Raw genomic sequence first — 18,171 nt, forward strand, 5'->3', positions numbered from 1 at the left:
TGAGAATAAAAGGTGAATAGTGGATGGTTAGGGGTATTGAATTTTTGGTCAGAAAAAAATAGAACTTCTCCAAAACCTAAAATTAGGTAGACGTATGGAATTTTTGGCAAATCATTGACGGAGGTTGACTAGACCTTCGGTTAAAAGATTTCAAAAGAGGCTTGTTGAGTATAAGGCATTGTGGACTAATGCGACTGAGCCAAGTGAGCAAAAGTTCCGTTGTATCTAACGAACTTCAGATTATTTATATTAGGCGGAGGACGATAATATGGCTGACAACATACTAATTCAAAACAAGAAAAGCTGGGATGCTATGGCCGACAGTTGGTTTGGCACAACTGCATTGCCCACATACGGTTGCCTTATCCCGACCGAGGACGAATTAAAGCTATTCCCAGACCTGCGCGGTAAAAAGGTACTTGACATTGGCTGTGGAAGCGGCCATTCGCTGAAATGGTGCGGAGATAATGGCGTGTCTGAGCTATGGGGCCTTGATATGTCGATAAAGCAAATTGAAAATGCAAGACGGTTTTTGAACGAAAACGGATACGCGCCGACACTATTCAACTCCCCGATGGAAGCGGACTGTGGATTACCAAAGGAATACTTCGATGTTGTATATTCAATTTATGCGATTGGCTGGACAGTGGATTTGCAGACGACATACAATAATATTGCGTCATATCTTAAAAAAGACGGCGTTTTCATTTTCTCATGGGATCACCCGCTCATGCATTGTGTTGAAGTTCAAGACGATAAAATTATTTTTAAAGGTTGTTATCTCAACGAAGATATTTTTTCTTACATTCAACGCGGCAATTCGGTCACAATTAAAAACCGCAAGCTGTCAACCTACATAAACGCCCTTGTAGAAGCCGGATTTATGGTTGAACAACTTGTCGAAGAGACTAACGATGTAACATTAACGCGGCCAGCAGAATTTTCATCTGGCTATTACACACCATACAAGGCTAAGAAGTTCCCGTTATCATTTATCATAAAGGCCAGGAAGATTTAGCATCGCTCAATGAGCAAAAGGGGATTAAAGAAACAAAGGGATGGTGAAATTCCATAGCTAGGCAGCCCGCGACTTCATTCTTCTGGGGTAATCAAAAATTTTGCGCGTAGATAGTTTTGTGGCTCAACTGGCAGCTGGGAGCTGTTAGTTGAGCCTTTTTGCGCGCAAAACTTCCGATTGAAGTACCAGTAGGTAAGGGGCATCCTCGCACGCATTTTGCGCCGTTCGGACTCCCTTTTCCCCTGATTCACACACGGCGTGAAACTTTCGCTTCACCGCGCGTTCCATCAATATTTTATGGTTAGTCAACAACAACTTTTCTCTCATCCTGTTAAGCTTTTTCTCCGATTTTACAGGTAATTTCGGATGTACCGCAGTCCAGTGGATTCTTTCATGACACGTTTTACAAACACTCGCTAAATTTGGGACACGGTTAAGGTCTTTCAAAGACAAAGATGGTCGAATGCGGTGAAATTCCACATTTTCACTCCCAAGCTTTACTTTGCACACTCTACATGTCCCTTTATCCCGGTTAAATGCATACGCACAGTTTAAATGATACTCAAAGTTATACCCTAAACCGTTTGTTTGACTCGCAATTTTGCTCGCGTTGAGCAATTTGTCTTGGCGAAATAATCCCTTGGTCTTTCCTGTCCGTTGTTGATACCTCTCGCGCCCTTCCTGCGTGTATGGAGTTTCCTCTTGATTTTTCAGTTTGGTTTTTCGCCATTTGCAAAAGGCCAGAGAGGTAAGTCCAATTTTCTGTCCGTTTACTTCTAGCATCGGTATTTTTGTTGTATATTGACTATGCACCGATGATAAATTGTCAGTCTGATTCGCAGGAATCGACCGACCACCAATTTTCTTCATTTCACGGCGGGCAAGGTACATAAGATTCCAAGAATGTTTGTTTATATCCGTTGTGATTTGAGTCGCCTTGTCATAGTAATTGATGATTCCCCGAATTTGACTGTTTAGCAGATGGATGTGCTTTATTGTCTGTTCTGGCGTCCCTTGTTTACTTATCTGCCGTATGGGTTCGCGTAGGCTGTTTATTTTGTCTTTAAGCCGTAAGGGATTGGGTCTTGTTTTTGTCTTGTATCCTTTACGCGCCTTAGCGAACTTAATGACCTTGAAGGTAAACCCCAGGAATTCTATTGGTTTTTTCCTGACGTTCGTGATTCTTGTTTTTTCTTCTGATAGTGCCAGTTTATATTTGGACATAAATTCTGTCTGTAGGCGGAATTTCCACTTTTCTGCATTGGTTTTTGTGTTGGTGACAAGTACCCAGTCATCCGCATAGCGGATAACATACGCCGGTTTTAGTGCGCTACGCTCCCGTAAGGCTTGTAACTTACCATCCTTTCGCGTGTATGCATACCGGGTTTTCTTTTCTTCCCAGGCATTGGCAACTGACCAGTCGAATCGATTTAAATACACATTTGCCAGTAGCGGCGATATGATTCCGCCTTGCGCGGCTCCCATTAGATTTCGCTTAACTTCGCCCATAATTCCGGCTTTAAGCATTTGTTTAATTATCATCAAGACTCGTTTGTCCCTGATACCCATATGCCAAAGTTGTTTGATCAGCCGGGTATGATTTATGGTATCGAAATAAGCTTTTATATCTCCCTCGACGATCCAGTGGTATCCAGTTTTATGGACGATGTCTGCTATTCTTTCCAAAGCCATATGTGTGTCTCGGTAGGGTCGAAATCCATAAGAATGACTATAGAACTGAGCCTCGAGGATTGGTTCTATGACGATGCGAACACATTCTTGGATAATGCGGTCTGTAACAGCGGGTATTCCCAGCGGTCGAAGGCTTATTTTTCCCGGTTTGGGGATGTACACTCTGCGTATCATCCGAGGTTGGTACTGGCTAAAATGTTTCTGGATTGTATCGATAACTTGCTCATAGGGTAATTCAAGGATTTGCCGCATGGTTTCGTTATCGGTTCCCGGCGTGTCAGCTCCACGGTTTGCTTTAATATTGTGGACTGCGGTTTGTATGGTAACCCCTGATATGATGATTTCCAGCAGACCGTTATGTTTTATAGCTTTTCTATCTTTTTTTGCTTTCTGGGTCTTTGTATACAACTGGTCAAGGTATTGATACAGTTCCTTTTCGTCGGCAGGAACTTTTAGGACGGGATAGTTAGATTGTTGTTCCAAGCATCAGCCTCCTCGTTTTCGATTTGGCCAGCTGGTTTCATGTCAGGTATGGCTCCACGCCTTCCCTAGCAGGTTGTGTTGACTTTCATATAAATATTGACTATGCCCCTTCACTCCATGGACATTACTCCATTTCATCATTACTACGGGCTGCCGCCCTCCAGATACAACGGGCATTTCCTCCCATTTCGAGTCATCTGCTTTTATCTGCATTAGCATTCTCGTCCGAAGTTCCACTGTTTCTTACATTCTAGCTTTACATAGTGACTTTAACCTCTTCCTTTGGCCCGCCAATCATCTTTTTGACCATTATCGGCGGTCGTAAGACTCCAAACCTCATTGGGTTATCATTGGGTTTGGAACAGGAATGAAAAAAGGAATTTCCATTCCTGCGCTTGGACTCCACGAAGGGAGTAAATACCTTCAGTTAGGTATCTTGTTCTTTACGGGTCGTACATACGGAAGTTCCTGATGAGTAGGCATGATCACTTTATAGCCCCCCGACTACTTCGCTAACCACTTCACAGGTCTGCTTTTCGCCGTCTTCACCGAGCTTCGTACCTCAGCAGGATAATCTACTTAAGTCACGTCGGAGTATTAGGGATGGTCTGCCGATATTCAGTCCATAGCAGGTAATGCTCCTGCCAATTTGAATGTAAAATTCGCTTTATGCGCCTGGTTTTATTGCTCATTTCTGCACAGGTTGTCCAGGAACAGTGCGCACGCCTTTGATAACCGTCCCCTTGTATCCTTCTTTGTATCCTTCTGTGTTTTCTATCGAGCGCTATGCCCAAGGAGAGGCCGGAAGTCTATAGGAATATTATCCTAATTTAAGAAATGTCGAAATTATTACGATAAATTATTAGACTAATTTTTTCTAATGAGGTGATACTTTGATACAAAGTGTTAATGGCAATACAGTGATGAACAATTTGAGCGGGGTTTTTACACAAGCAGCTAGACAAACAGCCAGTCAGAAGACTGAATTTGATAGTTATATCCAATCGGAGGCAGAGCGGTCTGCCATTCCGGATGCGTACTCCAACCAATCGGAGAAAGCCGTTGACTTTGACGATAAAAAAGAAGGTACGAAGCAGAAAAGAACAGTTTGTTCCCAAGTGGAGGGGAATTTTTACTGTACGTATCTCATTGATTCAGAAGGAAATAAAATACTAATTAACCAAGTTCCTGTTGAACAGCTAAGCCAATCAGATACATTAGCGACAACTAGTGAAAATAATTCTTTGGGTCAAGCAACAAATAAACAAGAAACAAACGTAAAAGGTACTCATAAGGGTAATGTACAAGATATGATGGAAATATTAAAATCTTGTGTTGGTATTCCTAATCAAATAGATTGCAAACAGCAGTTGAAAAGATAGTAGGAAGTACATCGAAATTCAGGTCGTGCCTGCTTCGAAAATTTTTATGCTTCAGTCTAACTGCCGAAGAAAATTAGTCATCTTTGAAAAGTTGCTAATTCATAAATTCACTGAATACGACATTGTCTCATTGCTTTATATGCTATGCAAATAAGTTTGTAATATTTTTTTATAATCAACATCATTTGGTGGGAGTTTGCCATTTGTAATTACGAATTTAATTTTATCATCTACACTAGGAGCTATTCCTTTTTGCTTTAATATATCGGCCAAGTGATTTGTGGTTCCAACACTTCCGTCGAAAAAGACAGTTTCCTTTGTAAACGATTGTTGCAAAACCTTGTTAAATAACGGAAAATGTGTACAGCCAAGAACAACAGCACCATAATCAGGTATCGCTAATGGCGTAAATTTCTTCTGTAAATACTGATATACATCTGAAGTGTCAAACTTAAACTCTTCGGCGAATTTTACCAAGCCGCCTAACGCCATCGTATCAACCACTTCTGTCGCATCAAGTCTATGAATTAATTGATGAAATTTTTCCTCCCGTAAAGTAAGACTGGTTGCCAAAACCAAAACCTTTTTGCCTCTTTCTTTACAATAAGCAACAGCTGGTTTTACAGCAGGTTCCATTCCAATGATCGGGAAACTATAATTTTTTCGCAATTCCCCGACAGCAACACTTGTTGCCGTATTACAAGCGATCACCACGGCATCTACTTTGATTTTAGCCATATAATCCATACCCTTTTGGACGTATTGTTTTACTTCTCTTTTCGTTTTTTCACCATAAGGCAAATGCTCAATATCAGCATAGTAAGTGTAATCAGCAAACGGTAGTATTTTTAAAGCGTGACCAAGAACAGTTAAGCCGCCAATACCAGAGTCAAAAAAACCGATCTTCATTATAATCCCTTCCTAGTTTCAATTATGTATTTATATTATCATGAACAACTCGTCAAAATATAGAACTGTGATTAAAAAAAGCATTGTCTATATAATACCATAAACTAGCAGTTGTAGGAATTTTGTATGGGAGTTATTTGTTCTACTTCTGCAACGTAGTGGGTGCTACTTGCCTGTAGTACATGCCATTGGTGCCATGTTCATTAAAGTAACATTTTTTATTAACAGATAATAAAACTGAAAGTAACTTGACAAGTGAAGAAAGGTTAGTTATTATTAGTTTGATAGTTATCGAAATGTATTATTGCAATTATGAAGGGAATCGAATATGATGGATACGGTCAAGCTGGCAAAAGTCTTAAAAGCGCTTTCCCATCCGAAACGCTTAGAATTGTTTTTTAAAATTGCCGAAAAGCGTGAAGTGGATTTTGAAACAGGGTGTGAATGTGAATGCTTTGTTACTGATATGATCAATTCGCTTAAACTTGGTGCACCTACTATTTCACACCACATTAAGGAGCTTGAGAATGCTGGATTGATCATGACGGAAAGAAAAGGAAAATATCTATCTGCTAAGGTCAAAGAAGAAACCGTGGCGGAAGTGAATAAAATTTTTGTTGATCAATTACGCAAGACTTAAATTTTTTAATTTGATATTTTGATAGTTATAAAATTCAACAACTTTTAAAATATGGTGATGGTTAACTGGGAGATTCATAATGGAATTGGGGATTATCTGAAGCAAAATCAATTTAATAGTGTAGGGGGTATTAGAATGAATAAGGTAAGTATAGCCAGATGCACTGATTACCAATATAATAATGTCGAAAAATCAGTATTTCAGTGCCTTGATGAAATTCCAGAGATAAAACAAAAAGTAAAATCTAAAACCAGAGTTTTAGTCAAGGTTAATCTTTTACGAGGAAACAGTCCAGAAGAGGCTATTACGACGCATCCTAGTGTAGTAGAGGCAATTGTTCGATATTTGCAGGCATTGGGATGTTCGGTGATCATTGGTGATAGTCCAGGGTCAGCTTTGAATTTTAATGAAAAACTATTACACTCGGTTTATAATATAACTGGAATGTTGGGTGTTGCTAAAAACACTGGCTGTGAATTGAATTATGACTGTTCGGTTATTGAAGTTGTAAATAAAGCCGCCAAGATTGCTCCAAACATGCAAATCATCAAGGTAATCAATGATGTTGATTTTGTTGTATCAGCTGCTAAATTGAAGACCCATGCTATGATGACTTACACGGGGGCTGTTAAGAATTTGTTTGGCATCATTCCCGGGCGTACTAAAATTGATTACCATTTAAAAATGAATAATACGGATAACTTCGCGGCACTTCTGGTGGACATATGTGAGTATGTGAAACCGCTATTTTCGGTGATTGATGCTGTGGAGGGAATGGAAGGGGATGGCCCGGCAGCAGGGGATAAGCGGCATGTTGGACTCGTCATAGCCTCAGAAAGTCCTTACGCCCTCGATCTGGCAGCTCTTCAAATCATTGGCATAAATCCAATGGATGTTCCAATAATGCGTGAGGTCAAGAGACGGAATATTTTCAGCGGAAATTTAGAAGATATTAAGGTTGAAGGTGTACAATTGCAAGAAATTAAGCTGAACCCATTCAAATATCCAGTTACCCATGGTGTAAGTGCAATGGGAGGGCGAGTTCCTAAGTTTGTTGAGAATTTCGTGTTAAATCATATGAGACCTAAACCTGTATTTAATGACGTTACATGTATTTCATGCGGTTTGTGTGCTGAGAGTTGTCCACCAAAAGCTATTAGCATGCTGAATGGCAGACCAGTAGTGTGTGTAGAGAAATGTATTCGATGTTTTTGTTGCCATGAGTTATGTCCTAAGAAAGCTGTACATATTGATAGGAATTGGTTATATGAGAGACTGTTAAAATAGGTCTGTATAATTAATTCATAGACGGAGTGTCAAAGGGACGGGAGTTATTGACAACAAAATAAATGAGAAATAAGATAGGTTTTGGGGTGAATGTATGCCAAGAACAGGACAATTCTTGCTTAGCTACATTGCTATTGGTTGCTTTTCTTACAAGTTATTAAAGAACTGGCAACATATCATTTATGCTGTTTTGGTAGTATGAGTAGATAGCATACATTTAAGTTTGCAAAAGTGACCAATGATATGGAGAACCATATCATGCGACCCGTTTCTCCGAAACTTGGGTGGTGAAAACTGCTCATTGGTATGGAGGGCAGACTGGAAGTAAGGAAACTCTCCTCGTTTCCAGTTTGACAACTTGACTAGTTATCAAGTAAGCTTGACGATAATAATTATTTAGATTTAAGCCCTTCTTGGCTGTGTCCAGTTTTCTTTTTAACTCTGCAGGGAAATCCTCTGGCTTGAATTGACCCGCTTACTGGGTCCCTTAATTCGTTATTGAATAATAAGTTTACGTTAGCTCCTGCTGTTGAAAAGGGATCGTAATTTGGAAGCTTGAGAGTGGGACAAGACTGCCACCAGCCGTGCTGTGTGCATACGACATTGTAAGCGATGTCGCGTGATATTTTGGCTTTTAGGGTAATTGCGCCTTGAACAGTTTCTAATGTTACCCAATCGCCATTCTGAATGTTAAGCTGTGCGGCTTGACGGTCATTGATCTCCAAAAAGGGATGGGGATGTTGTTTTCTCAAGGAAGGCATGGACCGGTTTTGTGTATGGCAAAATTCTTTTAATTTTGCAGTGATGAGAATAAGCGGATATTGTTCTGTCCAACCCCTGTCTGAAAACTGAATATAGGGATCTTGCCAATTGGGTAACGGAGCCTGGCCGATATCCTTAAGTGGCTGTGAAAAAATTTCTACCCGTCCGGTCAAATTTGCAAAACCCTGAGTTTTATATTTTTGATAGGTAATGTCGTGTTTTATCAAGATGCCGCCGGGCGCTTTTTTTAACTCCGCTAGAGTGATATTCAAAGGTTTAAGTTGGTGTTCGAAGGAAGCCTCAATATCCCCATGCCAAAATTGATTCTCAAAACCAAGTCTTTTAGCTAGTTGAAAGATAATCCATAAATCGTCCCGACTTTCTCCCTGGGGCTGAACAACAGTAGGCCGCCACTGTAGGGTTGATTCATTACCCTGATAATTGGGGATATACCCCAAACGATTGACTTCCCAAAAACTGGCCGCCGGGAGTACAATATTGGCAAAATTTGCCGTGGGGTTTATAAAAAGGTCTACATTCACCTGAAAGTCAAGTTTTTGTAATGCTTTCTTGGCAAAGTAACTGTCTGGATTGGAGATAGCTAAATTTCCCCCAAAACAGAGCAGTGCCTTAAGCGGATATGGTTTTTCATAAAAAATTGCTTCATAGGCAAGGTAAGGGGGAACTGACATAATTGTTCCTGCAGGTCCCAGCGGGTGATCATGGAGGGCAAGGTTTTTTTGAAACATATCTGGAGTGGCAAATTCAAAGCCATATGGGTAGTTTAGTGGCGGAAACGGAGATAGGAGCACATTTCCCCCGGATTTGTCAAAATCACCTGTGAGAGCATAAAGAATGCAAATGGCTCTATTTGTTTGGGTGGCATTGAAACTTTGTTCAACACCGTTATAGGAATACCAGCAAGCGGGTTTATGTTGAGTTATTAGCCGGGCCGCTTCTCGGAGTTGGTTTTTATCAACTCCAGTCAGATATGTTACCCGGTCCGGATGGTATTGTTCGGCAGTTTTTTTGAGTAATTGGAAGACGGTTTCACACTTAATTGCCTGTTTACTGATTTGTACAGTGATTTCGCCTTCCAATAGTGGGACTGAAAACAACCTTGCTCCAGGACGATAAAGTTTTGGTTGTTCTGTTTCAGCGTCCAGCACAACAAAGGTATTTTCGTCTGCAGACAGGCCAAGGTCTTTACCTTTGAGCAGACTACCAGTATCCATCCTGACCAAGAGGGGTGCATTGGTCCAGTCGCGTACAAAGTTCAAGTCATAACGATTTTCCGTTAATATGATGTGAATCATACTAAGAATCAATGCTCCATCAGTTCCCGGTTTTACCTGGAGCCAAAGATCGGCCTGGGAAGCTAATGCAGTTTTACGAGGGTCAACGACAATCAATTTGGCCCCATTTTTATGTGCATTATTAATTTTCCAGCGGAAAGAATTTAAAGTGTTTTCCGGATTATTCCCCAAAATAAGGATACACCTGCTTTTTTCAAATTCCGGCCAACCTGATTGAAAACCAACACCGGGCTTAGCAAAGGTGAGCGCTGAGGCAAAGTCACGGTGCCAATTGCAAATATGTGTCGTGGTTATATTATTCGGGGTGCCAAGAAGATTGGAAAACCTTTGTACATAGCAGCCAATTTCCCATAAAGGTGACCCTGCAAAGGACTGATTGACGGCGATAGCTTCCGGGCCATTGATTTTTTTTATTTGTGTCAGTCGGTGGGCAATGGTATCGAGAGCTTCATCCCAACTAATACGAACCCATCCGGGGTTATTATCACCTTTGGGTCTGGTTCGCATCATGGGATATTGTATACGTTGCTCGTTATAAACCAGTTCAGGGCCAGCAATACCCTTTGGGCAGATTGGACGATAGTAAATGTGATTTCTGTCAGGGGTAACCTTTACAAAGGTATCATTTTCAACGTGGGCAACAACGGGGCAATTATTATAACATTGCCCACAGTAGGTCCTTATTTGTTTAGTCATAATGCAGGGCTCCTTTCCCCTTTAAAAAAATAACTAAGTACTTACTAATAAAAGTTTTAAAAAGTAAGTTACTCCTTCGATTGGAGTAACCATCATCCATAGCATGTATTATGATTTGAGGCCATTCAAGAAGAGGGTTGTCAATGTTTCCATAACCTCGTCGCCTGGGTTAGGTAGGGCAGGTCCGCTTATGGCCGCGTGTTGATCAAAAGCATACATATACACAGTTTCAATAAATAAACGAGCAGCTATTGTTGCGTTGATTTTCCGGAAAACACCGTCGTTGATTCGCTGCTGGACGTAGCCCGCCAAAAGATCAGTCAGTGTTAGACTTGTTTCAGCCCCATTATGAGTAATCTCCTTGAATTGCAGTTTCTCTAAAGCTGCAAACAAAGCCAAACGAATAATCCTTGGATCTTGTTGACCGTGATTTATTAAATGGGCGGCTATTGAAGAGAAAACATGTTTATCATTTTTTGTTTGTATCGCGGCTTCAACTTCTGGCAACACCGGATGGTGGCTAAATAATGTTTGAAGAGTGACCCGGTACAGCTCTTCTTTTGAGGCAAAGTGCTGAAAAATTAGGGTTTCGCTTATGCCGGCCAGCTCAGCAATTTCTTTTATTCGACTTCCGCTAAAACCCTTTTCTGAAAAAACGCTTAACGCAGTTTCGATAATTTGTGCACGGCGATCTTCGCCATTAAGGCGTACTTTGGTAATCAATGTATTTCTCCTTATTGCTAAGTAATTACTTACATAGTAATCTTTTTCGTTTTTTTTGTCAAGGTTTAAATACGATGTATCCCAAGCTTGGTGTAAGGGAAAGGATAGCAAAAGTTATTTTGATCGGAAGAAACTTAATTTAACATAAATATTTTTCACAATAAAATTAGACTAATGTGTGCTTATAATTATATCTCGTAAAAACTAGAAAACTTGTATAAAAGCAATTATTGACAATTATCAGTTTAGCTACTATACTTAGCTTATGAGAAATAAAATGATTACTAATTTAATGGATCAGCTTGTAAAACTAGCTTATAAATTAACTGAACTTGAAAGTACTCCAATTGATTTTGGCACTGATGAATTGCTTTACCCTTCGGAAATTCATACAATCGATGCTATTGGGGATCAATGTGATACAGTTACCGCAATCAGTTTAAAATTTGGTATAACCAAAGGAGCGGTATCTCAGGTTATCTTAAAACTTCACAAAAAAGGCTATGTCCACAAAGTCCGTAATATAGCCTATAGTAAAGAGATACTTTTATCGCTTACTGAAAAGGGAATGACGGCCTATCGGGCTCATAAAAAATTGCATAAGACAATGGACGTGGAAATGGTACAGTTAATAGGTGGTTATTCTGATGAGGACTTACTGACTTTTCAAAATATGTTGATTCAATTAGAAAAACAAGTTAATAAATACATACTGCTAGGAAAGAAAAATTAAAAGAATCACATAAATATTTTTTTTATTTTTAGTTTAGCAACTAAACCGAAAACAAACAAGGAGTGAAAGTTATGACAAAGTGCAAAAAGGTATTGGGGATTTGTGTTAGCGGTCGAAGAAATGGCAATAGCTCGATTATTTTGAATGAACTGTTGCGGCCTGCAAAAGAATCGGGCTATCAGACTGAAATATTAAATTTAGGAACATTAAAAATTTTGCCTTGCAAAGGTTGTTTTGGTTGCAGCAGTTCATACAAATGTGTTCTAAAAGATGATCTGGAAATGGTCAAGGACAAAATCGAAGCAGCAGATGCGATTGCACTGGCTTCACCTTGCTATTATCTTTCTACGCCATCTACATTAAAAGCAATTATGGATCGTTCGGCTGCTTGGGCGATTAATATAATGGCTAATAGCAAGAAAAAAAAATATGGAGTGGCAGTTTCAGTTGCAGGAGGAGAACCATTTGAATTTTCACTACAGCGAATGTTTTCCAGCCTATTCCTTGGATTATATAATTGCGAAATTGTTGGTCAATTTACCATTGGGCATACCTTTAATAGGGGTGAAGTCTTATTAGTTCCAAGTAAGCTAAAGTTAGTGAATGAACTTGGTAAGAATCTTATACAATCAATCAAAACAGAACATTGTATAAAATCAAACATCAATGAATATGAATCAAAATTGGTATGTCCCCATTGTTTGGCGGATGCATTTCATATTTATAAAGATGGTCGATTGGTTTGCATGGTTTGTGGTAGGGATTTGAAGGGTACGCCAGATAATAATCTTGCTAGTTTCAATCGTTTTTCCGTTGAAGGAGCGATTGAGCATAAAAAGCATATCATTGATAATGTGATTGGGGGAATGCTGGCTAGTGAAGAAATTAGTCAAAGATTGGAAGCTTATTGGAATTCTGATGTTTTACCGCAAGAGGATTATCAAATCGACCGTGATTTAAACGGTGTAATAGATTCGTTAAACTGGGACAACGAATCTATTAATGCTTTAAAAGCTGTTATTCCTGACGCAGTGCAGGAAATTATCAAAAAGACTATTACAAAAAAGGCACTGCAAAGAGGTGAAACTTATGTAACAAAAGAAGTAGCACAACGATATTTGCCAAAGTTTTAAAGTAAATCAATTTTTGATATAAAAATATACGAGGAGATTAATATGAAAAGTAAAATTAATTTTAAAAAAGGAACTTTTAATTTTCATCCCAATCCAAATTTTAATTACCAATTAAACCGGACCTACGCTTGGAGTAATGGTGATTTGGAGGAGCTTAAAGCGGTTGCTAAAAGAATTACAAATGCTGAGACCTGGGAGAAAGAATTTTTACAAATTGCTGAAAAAGCTTTGCAGGAAAAACGTATAGAACATGCTATAGCCTATTTTCGTATGGCGGAATTTTTTATGTATGATGGTCATCCTGCTAAATTAGAGACGTATGATAAAGCCGTCAATCTTTTTTATAATTATCACGCTGACCTTTTTAAATCAGGAATCATAAAGAAAGATTCGGTGCCTTTTGGAACAGCACACTTTCCAGTATTATATACTGAACCAGAAATAGAAAAATATATTGATACTATCCTGTTACATGGTGGATATGATTCTTATATGGAAGAATTTGTACCAATGATGCTTTACCTTCGTGAAAATGGCTTTGCAGTGTATCTTTTTGAAGGGCCAGGACAAGGGGGCGCTTTGAGAAAAGAAGGCTTAACGTTTATTCCTGAATGGGAAAAACCGGTAAAAGAGATATTGGATTACTACAATCTGAATGATGTAACGATTATTGGCTTATCTCTTGGCGGAATGTTAGCACCAAGGGCTGCGGCATTCGAAAATCGGATCAAACGGGTTGTAGCATGGAGTTTGTTGCCGAATCTTTTTGATCTGTTAATATATGATATGCCAAAGAAGTTTCAAGATGTAATTCGCTTATTGATGACAACCGGTGACGAAAATCTTTTAAATCTGCTAATAAAAAGTTTAATGGAAAAAGAGCCGCTGATCGAATGGGCAATTAATCATGGAATGCATAATATGGGCGTACATACTCCCTATGAATACTTAAGGAAGATCAACCAATTTCAATATTTAGATATTGGAACGAAAATAACTCAGGATTTTTTGTTATTGGGCGCTGAAAAAGACCATTTTATTCCAGTAGAATTCTATAAGCCGATTATTGATTGCCTACATAATGTTAAGTCATTGACATACAGGCTTTTTACTGAGAAGGAGAGTGCCGAAAATCATTGTAATGCAGGAAATGCCAAACTAGTTCTTGATACGATTATAACTTGGATAAAGGTAATTAAGCCGGCTTTGGGTTAAACAATTTTCGAGAGTATTCGTTTTATCTGTTATGGGGGCGGGGTCACCGACAGCCGTATGTCAATAACCCCGCATCCATGACATTCCCCTCAGCGAAAAATGCCGCTATAGCAACCTACGAATATCTTTCTGTAGCGGACTAACTCCTGCTATACTTTTGGCAGGAGTTTTAGCTTATTAACAACCAGAAAGGAGAAACGTACTTTTTACTTTATGATTATACCATGTTCTCCTTTTAGCCTCATATAGAGTCATTTTACAGTATTCTTGAACGCGACTGCTACGCTAAGAATGATTTTGAAAGTTATACTTCAGCACATAAAATAGTAATAAAATATATTGATTTTTATATAAACTGCTATCTTCATGGTAGTCTAAGAGACATGCCTCCGGCAGAATTCCATCAAATGGTAGTGAATATGGGGATAAGTCCGTATGGAGTAATATTATGAGGCTCACAGGCTAAATTGTACTTCCATCCACCTTCTTATTGGACGCTTAATGCATAATCATGTATTTTTATGGTAAAATCAAATAAAGACCATTATGGAAGAATTGAACAGGACAGGTCTAAAAGGAGGTTTGTGCATGTCGGTGAAGGTCACAATGCGGTTAAAAAAGGGAATTGTAATTTGTTTGATTGCTCTTTTGTTTGTAATGTCTATGATGGCGCAGTATAAAGTGGCAGAAGCGGCAAGTTTAGGGCAGCGGCTATTATATGCAGGTATTGCGGTTACACTTGTTAATACATATTTTAATCATTTAAATGATCATGGACAAAAAGATATACTTGCCAATACAAAGAAGCAAACCGGAGTGTATAATGATGAGCAGGCCAATACGCGACTTTACACTATCGCCAATCGTCTAAAAAGTTCCGGGTTGATTAAGGAGAATTATGCCATTTATGTCAATCCTAAAAAGGAGTTTAATGCATTTTGTACATTAGGACATGTGATTAGTGTAAATAAAGGTGCTCTGGACAGTTTGGACGATGATGAGCTGGCTGCCGTAATCGCTCATGAAATGCGGCATGGAGAAGCAAAACATCCGGTGCAGGGGGTTACCAAAGCGGTAGGCATAGGCTTAGCAGTTGATATCTATTTGTCAAGCAATAAGAATAATGCCAGCTATATTTTATCCGGGATTGCCGGAAATTACATTAATAATGAAATGTTTACGATGGATCAGGAATGGGAAGCCGATAACTATGGCTTTGAGTATGTTACTGCCGCAGGGTATAATCCAGGAGGTCCTGCCGCTTCTATGGTGAAGCTGCGGTTTTTGTTAGGTGATTTATGGCACGAGGGGCTGGCACGAACAGTGAATCCTAACAATCATCCTAAGACCACTGCTCGAATCAATAACTTCGCAAAAAAAATGATGAATTACAGTGAAGGACATATTACAGTCAAAAACGATAAAACGGTGCAGATTGATGGCCAGGAAATTATGACTCCTGTAAAAACGGATAATCATTTCGGCGAAGAAAGAGCGTATTTGATGGCGGGACGTCTTGCCCAGGTCTATCATAATCACGAGTTGGCTGCTGCCTATATTGGCGATAACGGGGCGGTTTACATTGGTGAACAGCAGATTATCACCACTGCGGATAATGATATAAGCGCTACGGAAATCGTTAATAAAATAAACAGCATATTAAATTAATTAAACTAAAAAAGGTTTAACGAATACTTCGTTTCATTGATGGGCAATTGGAATATCGCGTGGCGTTGTAGCAAAATGTTGGTGTCCTGGTGTCAACAATACCCTACAGTAGATTGAAAATGTACGATATGCTGTGAGCCGATTTTTGAAGAACCCGGTGCGGGAAATCCGCACGCCGGGGTCTGTGGGGGGGGGTGGGCCCCGAATTAGGTGGTCTCTCTACCCGGCGGGCTGGGTCGTGAAGTCCGCTTCTACTCGACCTTAGATACCAGTGATAGCGTGAGTTTTTGGATAGTAATGGCGGAAAAATGGAAGTAATGTGTAGACTTTTATTGCATCATTTTTTCAATATACGGTATTAAAATGAAATACTGTGTTTAACGGAGCAATTTGTAGATAAATCTTCATATAAAGAGATAGGAGTGTCGTGTTGTGCGTAGAATAATTTGTGTAATAATTTTCATTAGTTTTTTGCTGACTTTTATGCCGGGAAAGTCATATTGCTATGCGGCTGACTCCAAGCTTGAACTGGATTGGGATTACTTGACTACATCCCAAAATGACCGCGATCTTGATACGGTATCACTACATATACTTAAGAAAATTTCGGAAACAAAAAATAAGTCTATATATAGAGGTATTACAATCACTCGACCGCTTGGAAACGTAACTCTCGAGCACCAGACACAGTCTCAAGACAGTTCCGCAGTCGGCATCGGACCAATATACATGATTCGTGCTGAAAAGCCCTACGCTGGCAAGCTATTGGCTGCATTAGATATGAGCGGCGGAGTTATTTTATATGACAAACCTTTTCCAGCGGGAGGAAGATATTATGATTTTATGTGGCGGGTCGGGCCTAAATTCATTTATAAATTCAACGATAACTCTTCAGTAAATGTCGGGTATATGCTAATGCATGTTTCTAACGGTTTTAAAACTCATAATCCCGGGTATGATGCCCATGGCGTTTCATTGGGTTTTGTGACAAATTTTTAAATCGGTAAAATTAAAAGTCCCCATATTTTATCTTGGATACGAGTCAAGACTCCCGCCTCTATAGGCGGCGTTAATTCAAAAATAAGCGCAATAGTAACTGCGAGCTTGTTTCGAGTTACTATTGCGAACGTAGTGAGAAATAATAAGATATTTTACTGTGTGGTTGATTTGATCTATTCACTTAAGCCCTTTTTCATATCGGTTTGGTGCTTTAAATCATAAAACAAAAGGCAAGCTGAATGCGGCAACGTTCTTCTATGGAAGACAAGTCGCTTTGGAGTAATTTTTTGATTTTGGCAATGCGATATTAGAACAGCAGTTAATTTATCGTTAGCGATATTTTTGAAAGCGATAATTCCATAGGTGGAATAGGAATACGGTTTCATGTCTTCATGTTTAGCAATAAATTCATTGTCGATAGTATTGTTAAACATGGCATTGGAGAATATTTTGCTAAAATATTCTGCTTCTTGTTTCTCTTTAATGGTATCATCGTAGTAATCCTGCATAATATCAACCATGCGTATTTCCCAGGGTATGATGAGAAGCGGCAATCCATGAGAGTTGCAGTAGTCAATGAGAGAATTCGGTATATCTTTAATATAAGATCCAATACATAAGATAATACCGCTTAGCCTTTTGTATTCACCGAATAAATGAATTCTTCAAGCCAGTGGTCATAATTGTTGGTTGCGGGGGACTACCAAGGCCATCGCGTGAGCGATTTCGTTCTTCCGCCGAGTCTATCCTGGAAGCGGTACGGACTGGAAGTCTGTGGTTTTTACCATGCGCATTAAAAATAAAAGGAGCAGTGGAACCGTCCCGTTGCTCCCCTTCTAAATCAGAAACACTCTTATTTTGTTGTGATAATAGCTATTGTTGTTTTCCTTCTAAAGCAGCAATCTTTGCCTTCATGGTTTCTAAATCCTGATGTAACATATTAATGCTTTTTTGCAGGTTTTGAACTTGTGTATTTGAGGAACTGTCCGATTTTGTTGATGGCGGATTAGACGATACTATCGCTTGTATTAGCAGGATGTTTTGCCCTAATGATTCTACAAAGTTCCCCAAAATATTTAGTTGGTTTTCGTTAAGCTTATCAGATACTATTATCGCTAGTAAAGCTGCGAGCAGTACCTGCTGCTCAGAGTCAAGAGAAAAGAGAATTGATTCTTCCATGGGCTACCCACCTGATACATTTTATAAACTATATGATGACACTAAACAATGGATAACTTAATTTTTCTGTTTGCTAAAGAGTCAAGGGACGGCAGAAGACATAGACCAGCTAATTAAAGTCGGTGCAGGAATGGCAGGTCAGACCCTTAGACAGCCTAACCGAGGTGTTCGTCCATTTCTGCCTCAGGCATCTCCTCAAGTGTACCTTTAAACAGCGATTTCAGTAGCTTGTGAACTTCCTCCATGTTTGTGTATTGCTTGGATAACAGGCCTACTAATTCTTGTTCTCGTTCATGCATATTGTAACATCTTCTTTATGGAGCTTATTACCATTTA

16 protein-coding genes and 1 pseudogene are annotated in these 18,171 nt (G+C 39.3%); 10 read left to right on the forward strand and 7 right to left on the reverse strand.

All coding sequences use genetic code 11. The features are described 5' to 3' along the window. Window positions 1–268: 268 nt before the first annotated feature. Complete coding sequence (locus AC1ECB_RS01070; protein ID WP_485667084.1) at window positions 269–1,018, forward strand: class I SAM-dependent methyltransferase; 750 nt, start codon at window positions 269–271, stop codon at window positions 1,016–1,018. A 144-nt stretch (window positions 1,019–1,162) separates the two neighbouring features. On the opposite strand, the gene ltrA is transcribed toward AC1ECB_RS01070, so the two are convergent. Further along, on the reverse strand, window positions 1,163–3,193 hold the full coding sequence (gene ltrA / locus AC1ECB_RS01075; RefSeq protein WP_485664615.1) for a group II intron reverse transcriptase/maturase: 2,031 nt from the start codon (window positions 3,191–3,193) through the stop codon (window positions 1,163–1,165). Window positions 3,194–4,086: 893 nt separating this feature from the next. Between ltrA and AC1ECB_RS01080 the strand changes: the two genes are divergently transcribed. Continuing rightward, the gene (locus AC1ECB_RS01080) at window positions 4,087–4,575 is read left to right on the forward strand and encodes a hypothetical protein (RefSeq protein ID WP_485667085.1); all 489 of its coding nucleotides are present in this window, start codon (window positions 4,087–4,089) and stop codon (window positions 4,573–4,575) included. Window positions 4,576–4,710: 135 nt separating this feature from the next. On the opposite strand, the gene murI is transcribed toward AC1ECB_RS01080, so the two are convergent. Continuing rightward, window positions 4,711–5,484: a glutamate racemase gene (murI, locus tag AC1ECB_RS01085; RefSeq protein WP_485667086.1), complete on the reverse strand. Its 774-nt coding sequence runs from the start codon at window positions 5,482–5,484 to the stop codon at window positions 4,711–4,713. A 328-nt stretch (window positions 5,485–5,812) separates the two neighbouring features. Between murI and AC1ECB_RS01090 the strand changes: the two genes are divergently transcribed. Both AC1ECB_RS01090 and AC1ECB_RS01095 read left to right on the forward strand, forming a co-directional pair. Then, window positions 5,813–6,124 carry an ArsR/SmtB family transcription factor gene (locus AC1ECB_RS01090; RefSeq protein ID WP_485667087.1) on the forward strand — a complete coding sequence of 104 codons (312 nt, stop codon included), beginning with the start codon at window positions 5,813–5,815 and terminating at the stop codon, window positions 6,122–6,124. Between the two features lie 135 nt (window positions 6,125–6,259). Next, entirely contained in the window at window positions 6,260–7,411 is a 1,152-nt protein-coding gene (locus AC1ECB_RS01095) for a DUF362 domain-containing protein (RefSeq protein ID WP_485667088.1), read from the forward strand. A gap of 392 nt (window positions 7,412–7,803) precedes the next feature. On the opposite strand, the gene AC1ECB_RS01100 is transcribed toward AC1ECB_RS01095, so the two are convergent. Together AC1ECB_RS01100 and AC1ECB_RS01105 are read right to left on the reverse strand one after the other, a co-directional pair. Continuing rightward, window positions 7,804–10,185 (reverse strand): molybdopterin-containing oxidoreductase family protein, encoded by a 2,382-nt coding sequence (locus AC1ECB_RS01100; RefSeq protein ID WP_485667089.1) that lies wholly within the window; start codon window positions 10,183–10,185, stop codon window positions 7,804–7,806. Between the two features lie 108 nt (window positions 10,186–10,293). Next, the gene (locus AC1ECB_RS01105) at window positions 10,294–10,908 is read right to left on the reverse strand and encodes a TetR/AcrR family transcriptional regulator (RefSeq protein WP_485667090.1); all 615 of its coding nucleotides are present in this window, start codon (window positions 10,906–10,908) and stop codon (window positions 10,294–10,296) included. 277 nt (window positions 10,909–11,185) lie between these two features. Here AC1ECB_RS01105 and AC1ECB_RS01110 point away from each other — a divergent pair, with 277 nt between their 5' ends. From AC1ECB_RS01110 to AC1ECB_RS01135, 6 genes are all read left to right on the forward strand, one after another. After that, the gene (locus AC1ECB_RS01110) at window positions 11,186–11,641 is read left to right on the forward strand and encodes a MarR family winged helix-turn-helix transcriptional regulator (protein ID WP_485667091.1); all 456 of its coding nucleotides are present in this window, start codon (window positions 11,186–11,188) and stop codon (window positions 11,639–11,641) included. A 71-nt stretch (window positions 11,642–11,712) separates the two neighbouring features. Continuing rightward, entirely contained in the window at window positions 11,713–12,774 is a 1,062-nt protein-coding gene (locus AC1ECB_RS01115) for a flavodoxin family protein (protein ID WP_485667092.1), read from the forward strand. 42 nt (window positions 12,775–12,816) lie between these two features. Continuing rightward, window positions 12,817–13,989: an alpha/beta fold hydrolase gene (locus tag AC1ECB_RS01120; RefSeq protein WP_485667093.1), complete on the forward strand. Its 1,173-nt coding sequence runs from the start codon at window positions 12,817–12,819 to the stop codon at window positions 13,987–13,989. Window positions 13,990–14,234: 245 nt separating this feature from the next. Next, window positions 14,235–14,441 carry an IS3 family transposase gene (locus AC1ECB_RS01125; protein ID WP_485669252.1) on the forward strand — a complete coding sequence of 69 codons (207 nt, stop codon included), beginning with the start codon at window positions 14,235–14,237 and terminating at the stop codon, window positions 14,439–14,441. 136 nt (window positions 14,442–14,577) lie between these two features. Continuing rightward, entirely contained in the window at window positions 14,578–15,657 is a 1,080-nt protein-coding gene (locus AC1ECB_RS01130) for a M48 family metallopeptidase (protein WP_485667094.1), read from the forward strand. 432 nt (window positions 15,658–16,089) lie between these two features. After that, window positions 16,090–16,656: an acyloxyacyl hydrolase gene (locus AC1ECB_RS01135; RefSeq protein ID WP_485667095.1), complete on the forward strand. Its 567-nt coding sequence runs from the start codon at window positions 16,090–16,092 to the stop codon at window positions 16,654–16,656. Between the two features lie 173 nt (window positions 16,657–16,829). Here AC1ECB_RS01135 and AC1ECB_RS01140 read toward each other — a convergent pair whose 3' ends face one another. The 3 genes and pseudogenes from AC1ECB_RS01140 to AC1ECB_RS01150 form a co-directional block, all read right to left on the reverse strand. Beyond that, window positions 16,830–17,318 carry a PucR family transcriptional regulator ligand-binding domain-containing protein gene (locus AC1ECB_RS01140; protein ID WP_485669253.1) on the reverse strand — a complete coding sequence of 163 codons (489 nt, stop codon included), beginning with the start codon at window positions 17,316–17,318 and terminating at the stop codon, window positions 16,830–16,832. 211 nt (window positions 17,319–17,529) lie between these two features. Next, on the reverse strand, window positions 17,530–17,835 hold the full coding sequence (locus AC1ECB_RS01145; protein WP_485667096.1) for a hypothetical protein: 306 nt from the start codon (window positions 17,833–17,835) through the stop codon (window positions 17,530–17,532). A 158-nt stretch (window positions 17,836–17,993) separates the two neighbouring features. Then, a pseudogene (locus AC1ECB_RS01150) lies at window positions 17,994–18,134 on the reverse strand (IS256 family transposase); the annotation flags it as partial. Window positions 18,135–18,171: the final 37 nt, after the last annotated feature.

Source organism: Sporomusa sp. 246TCP1, assembly GCF_057319775.1.

What these genes read in the sequence shown, in the direction of transcription:
- AC1ECB_RS01090 (WP_485667087.1), top strand. Translation starts at nt 5,813, where the DNA reads ATGATGGATACGGTCAAGCTGGCAAAAGTCTTAAAAGCGCTTTCCCAT.
- AC1ECB_RS01110 (WP_485667091.1), top strand. Translation starts at nt 11,186, where the DNA reads ATGATTACTAATTTAATGGATCAGCTTGTAAAACTAGCTTATAAATTA.
- AC1ECB_RS01115 (WP_485667092.1), top strand. Translation starts at nt 11,713, where the DNA reads ATGACAAAGTGCAAAAAGGTATTGGGGATTTGTGTTAGCGGTCGAAGA.
- AC1ECB_RS01095 (WP_485667088.1), top strand. Translation starts at nt 6,260, where the DNA reads ATGAATAAGGTAAGTATAGCCAGATGCACTGATTACCAATATAATAAT.
- AC1ECB_RS01120 (WP_485667093.1), top strand. Translation starts at nt 12,817, where the DNA reads ATGAAAAGTAAAATTAATTTTAAAAAAGGAACTTTTAATTTTCATCCC.
- AC1ECB_RS01130 (WP_485667094.1), top strand. Translation starts at nt 14,578, where the DNA reads ATGTCGGTGAAGGTCACAATGCGGTTAAAAAAGGGAATTGTAATTTGT.
- AC1ECB_RS01070 (WP_485667084.1), top strand. Translation starts at nt 269, where the DNA reads ATGGCTGACAACATACTAATTCAAAACAAGAAAAGCTGGGATGCTATG.
- AC1ECB_RS01145 (WP_485667096.1), bottom strand. Translation starts at nt 17,835, where the DNA reads ATGGAAGAATCAATTCTCTTTTCTCTTGACTCTGAGCAGCAGGTACTG.
- AC1ECB_RS01100 (WP_485667089.1), bottom strand. Translation starts at nt 10,185, where the DNA reads ATGACTAAACAAATAAGGACCTACTGTGGGCAATGTTATAATAATTGC.
- murI (WP_485667086.1), bottom strand. Translation starts at nt 5,484, where the DNA reads ATGAAGATCGGTTTTTTTGACTCTGGTATTGGCGGCTTAACTGTTCTT.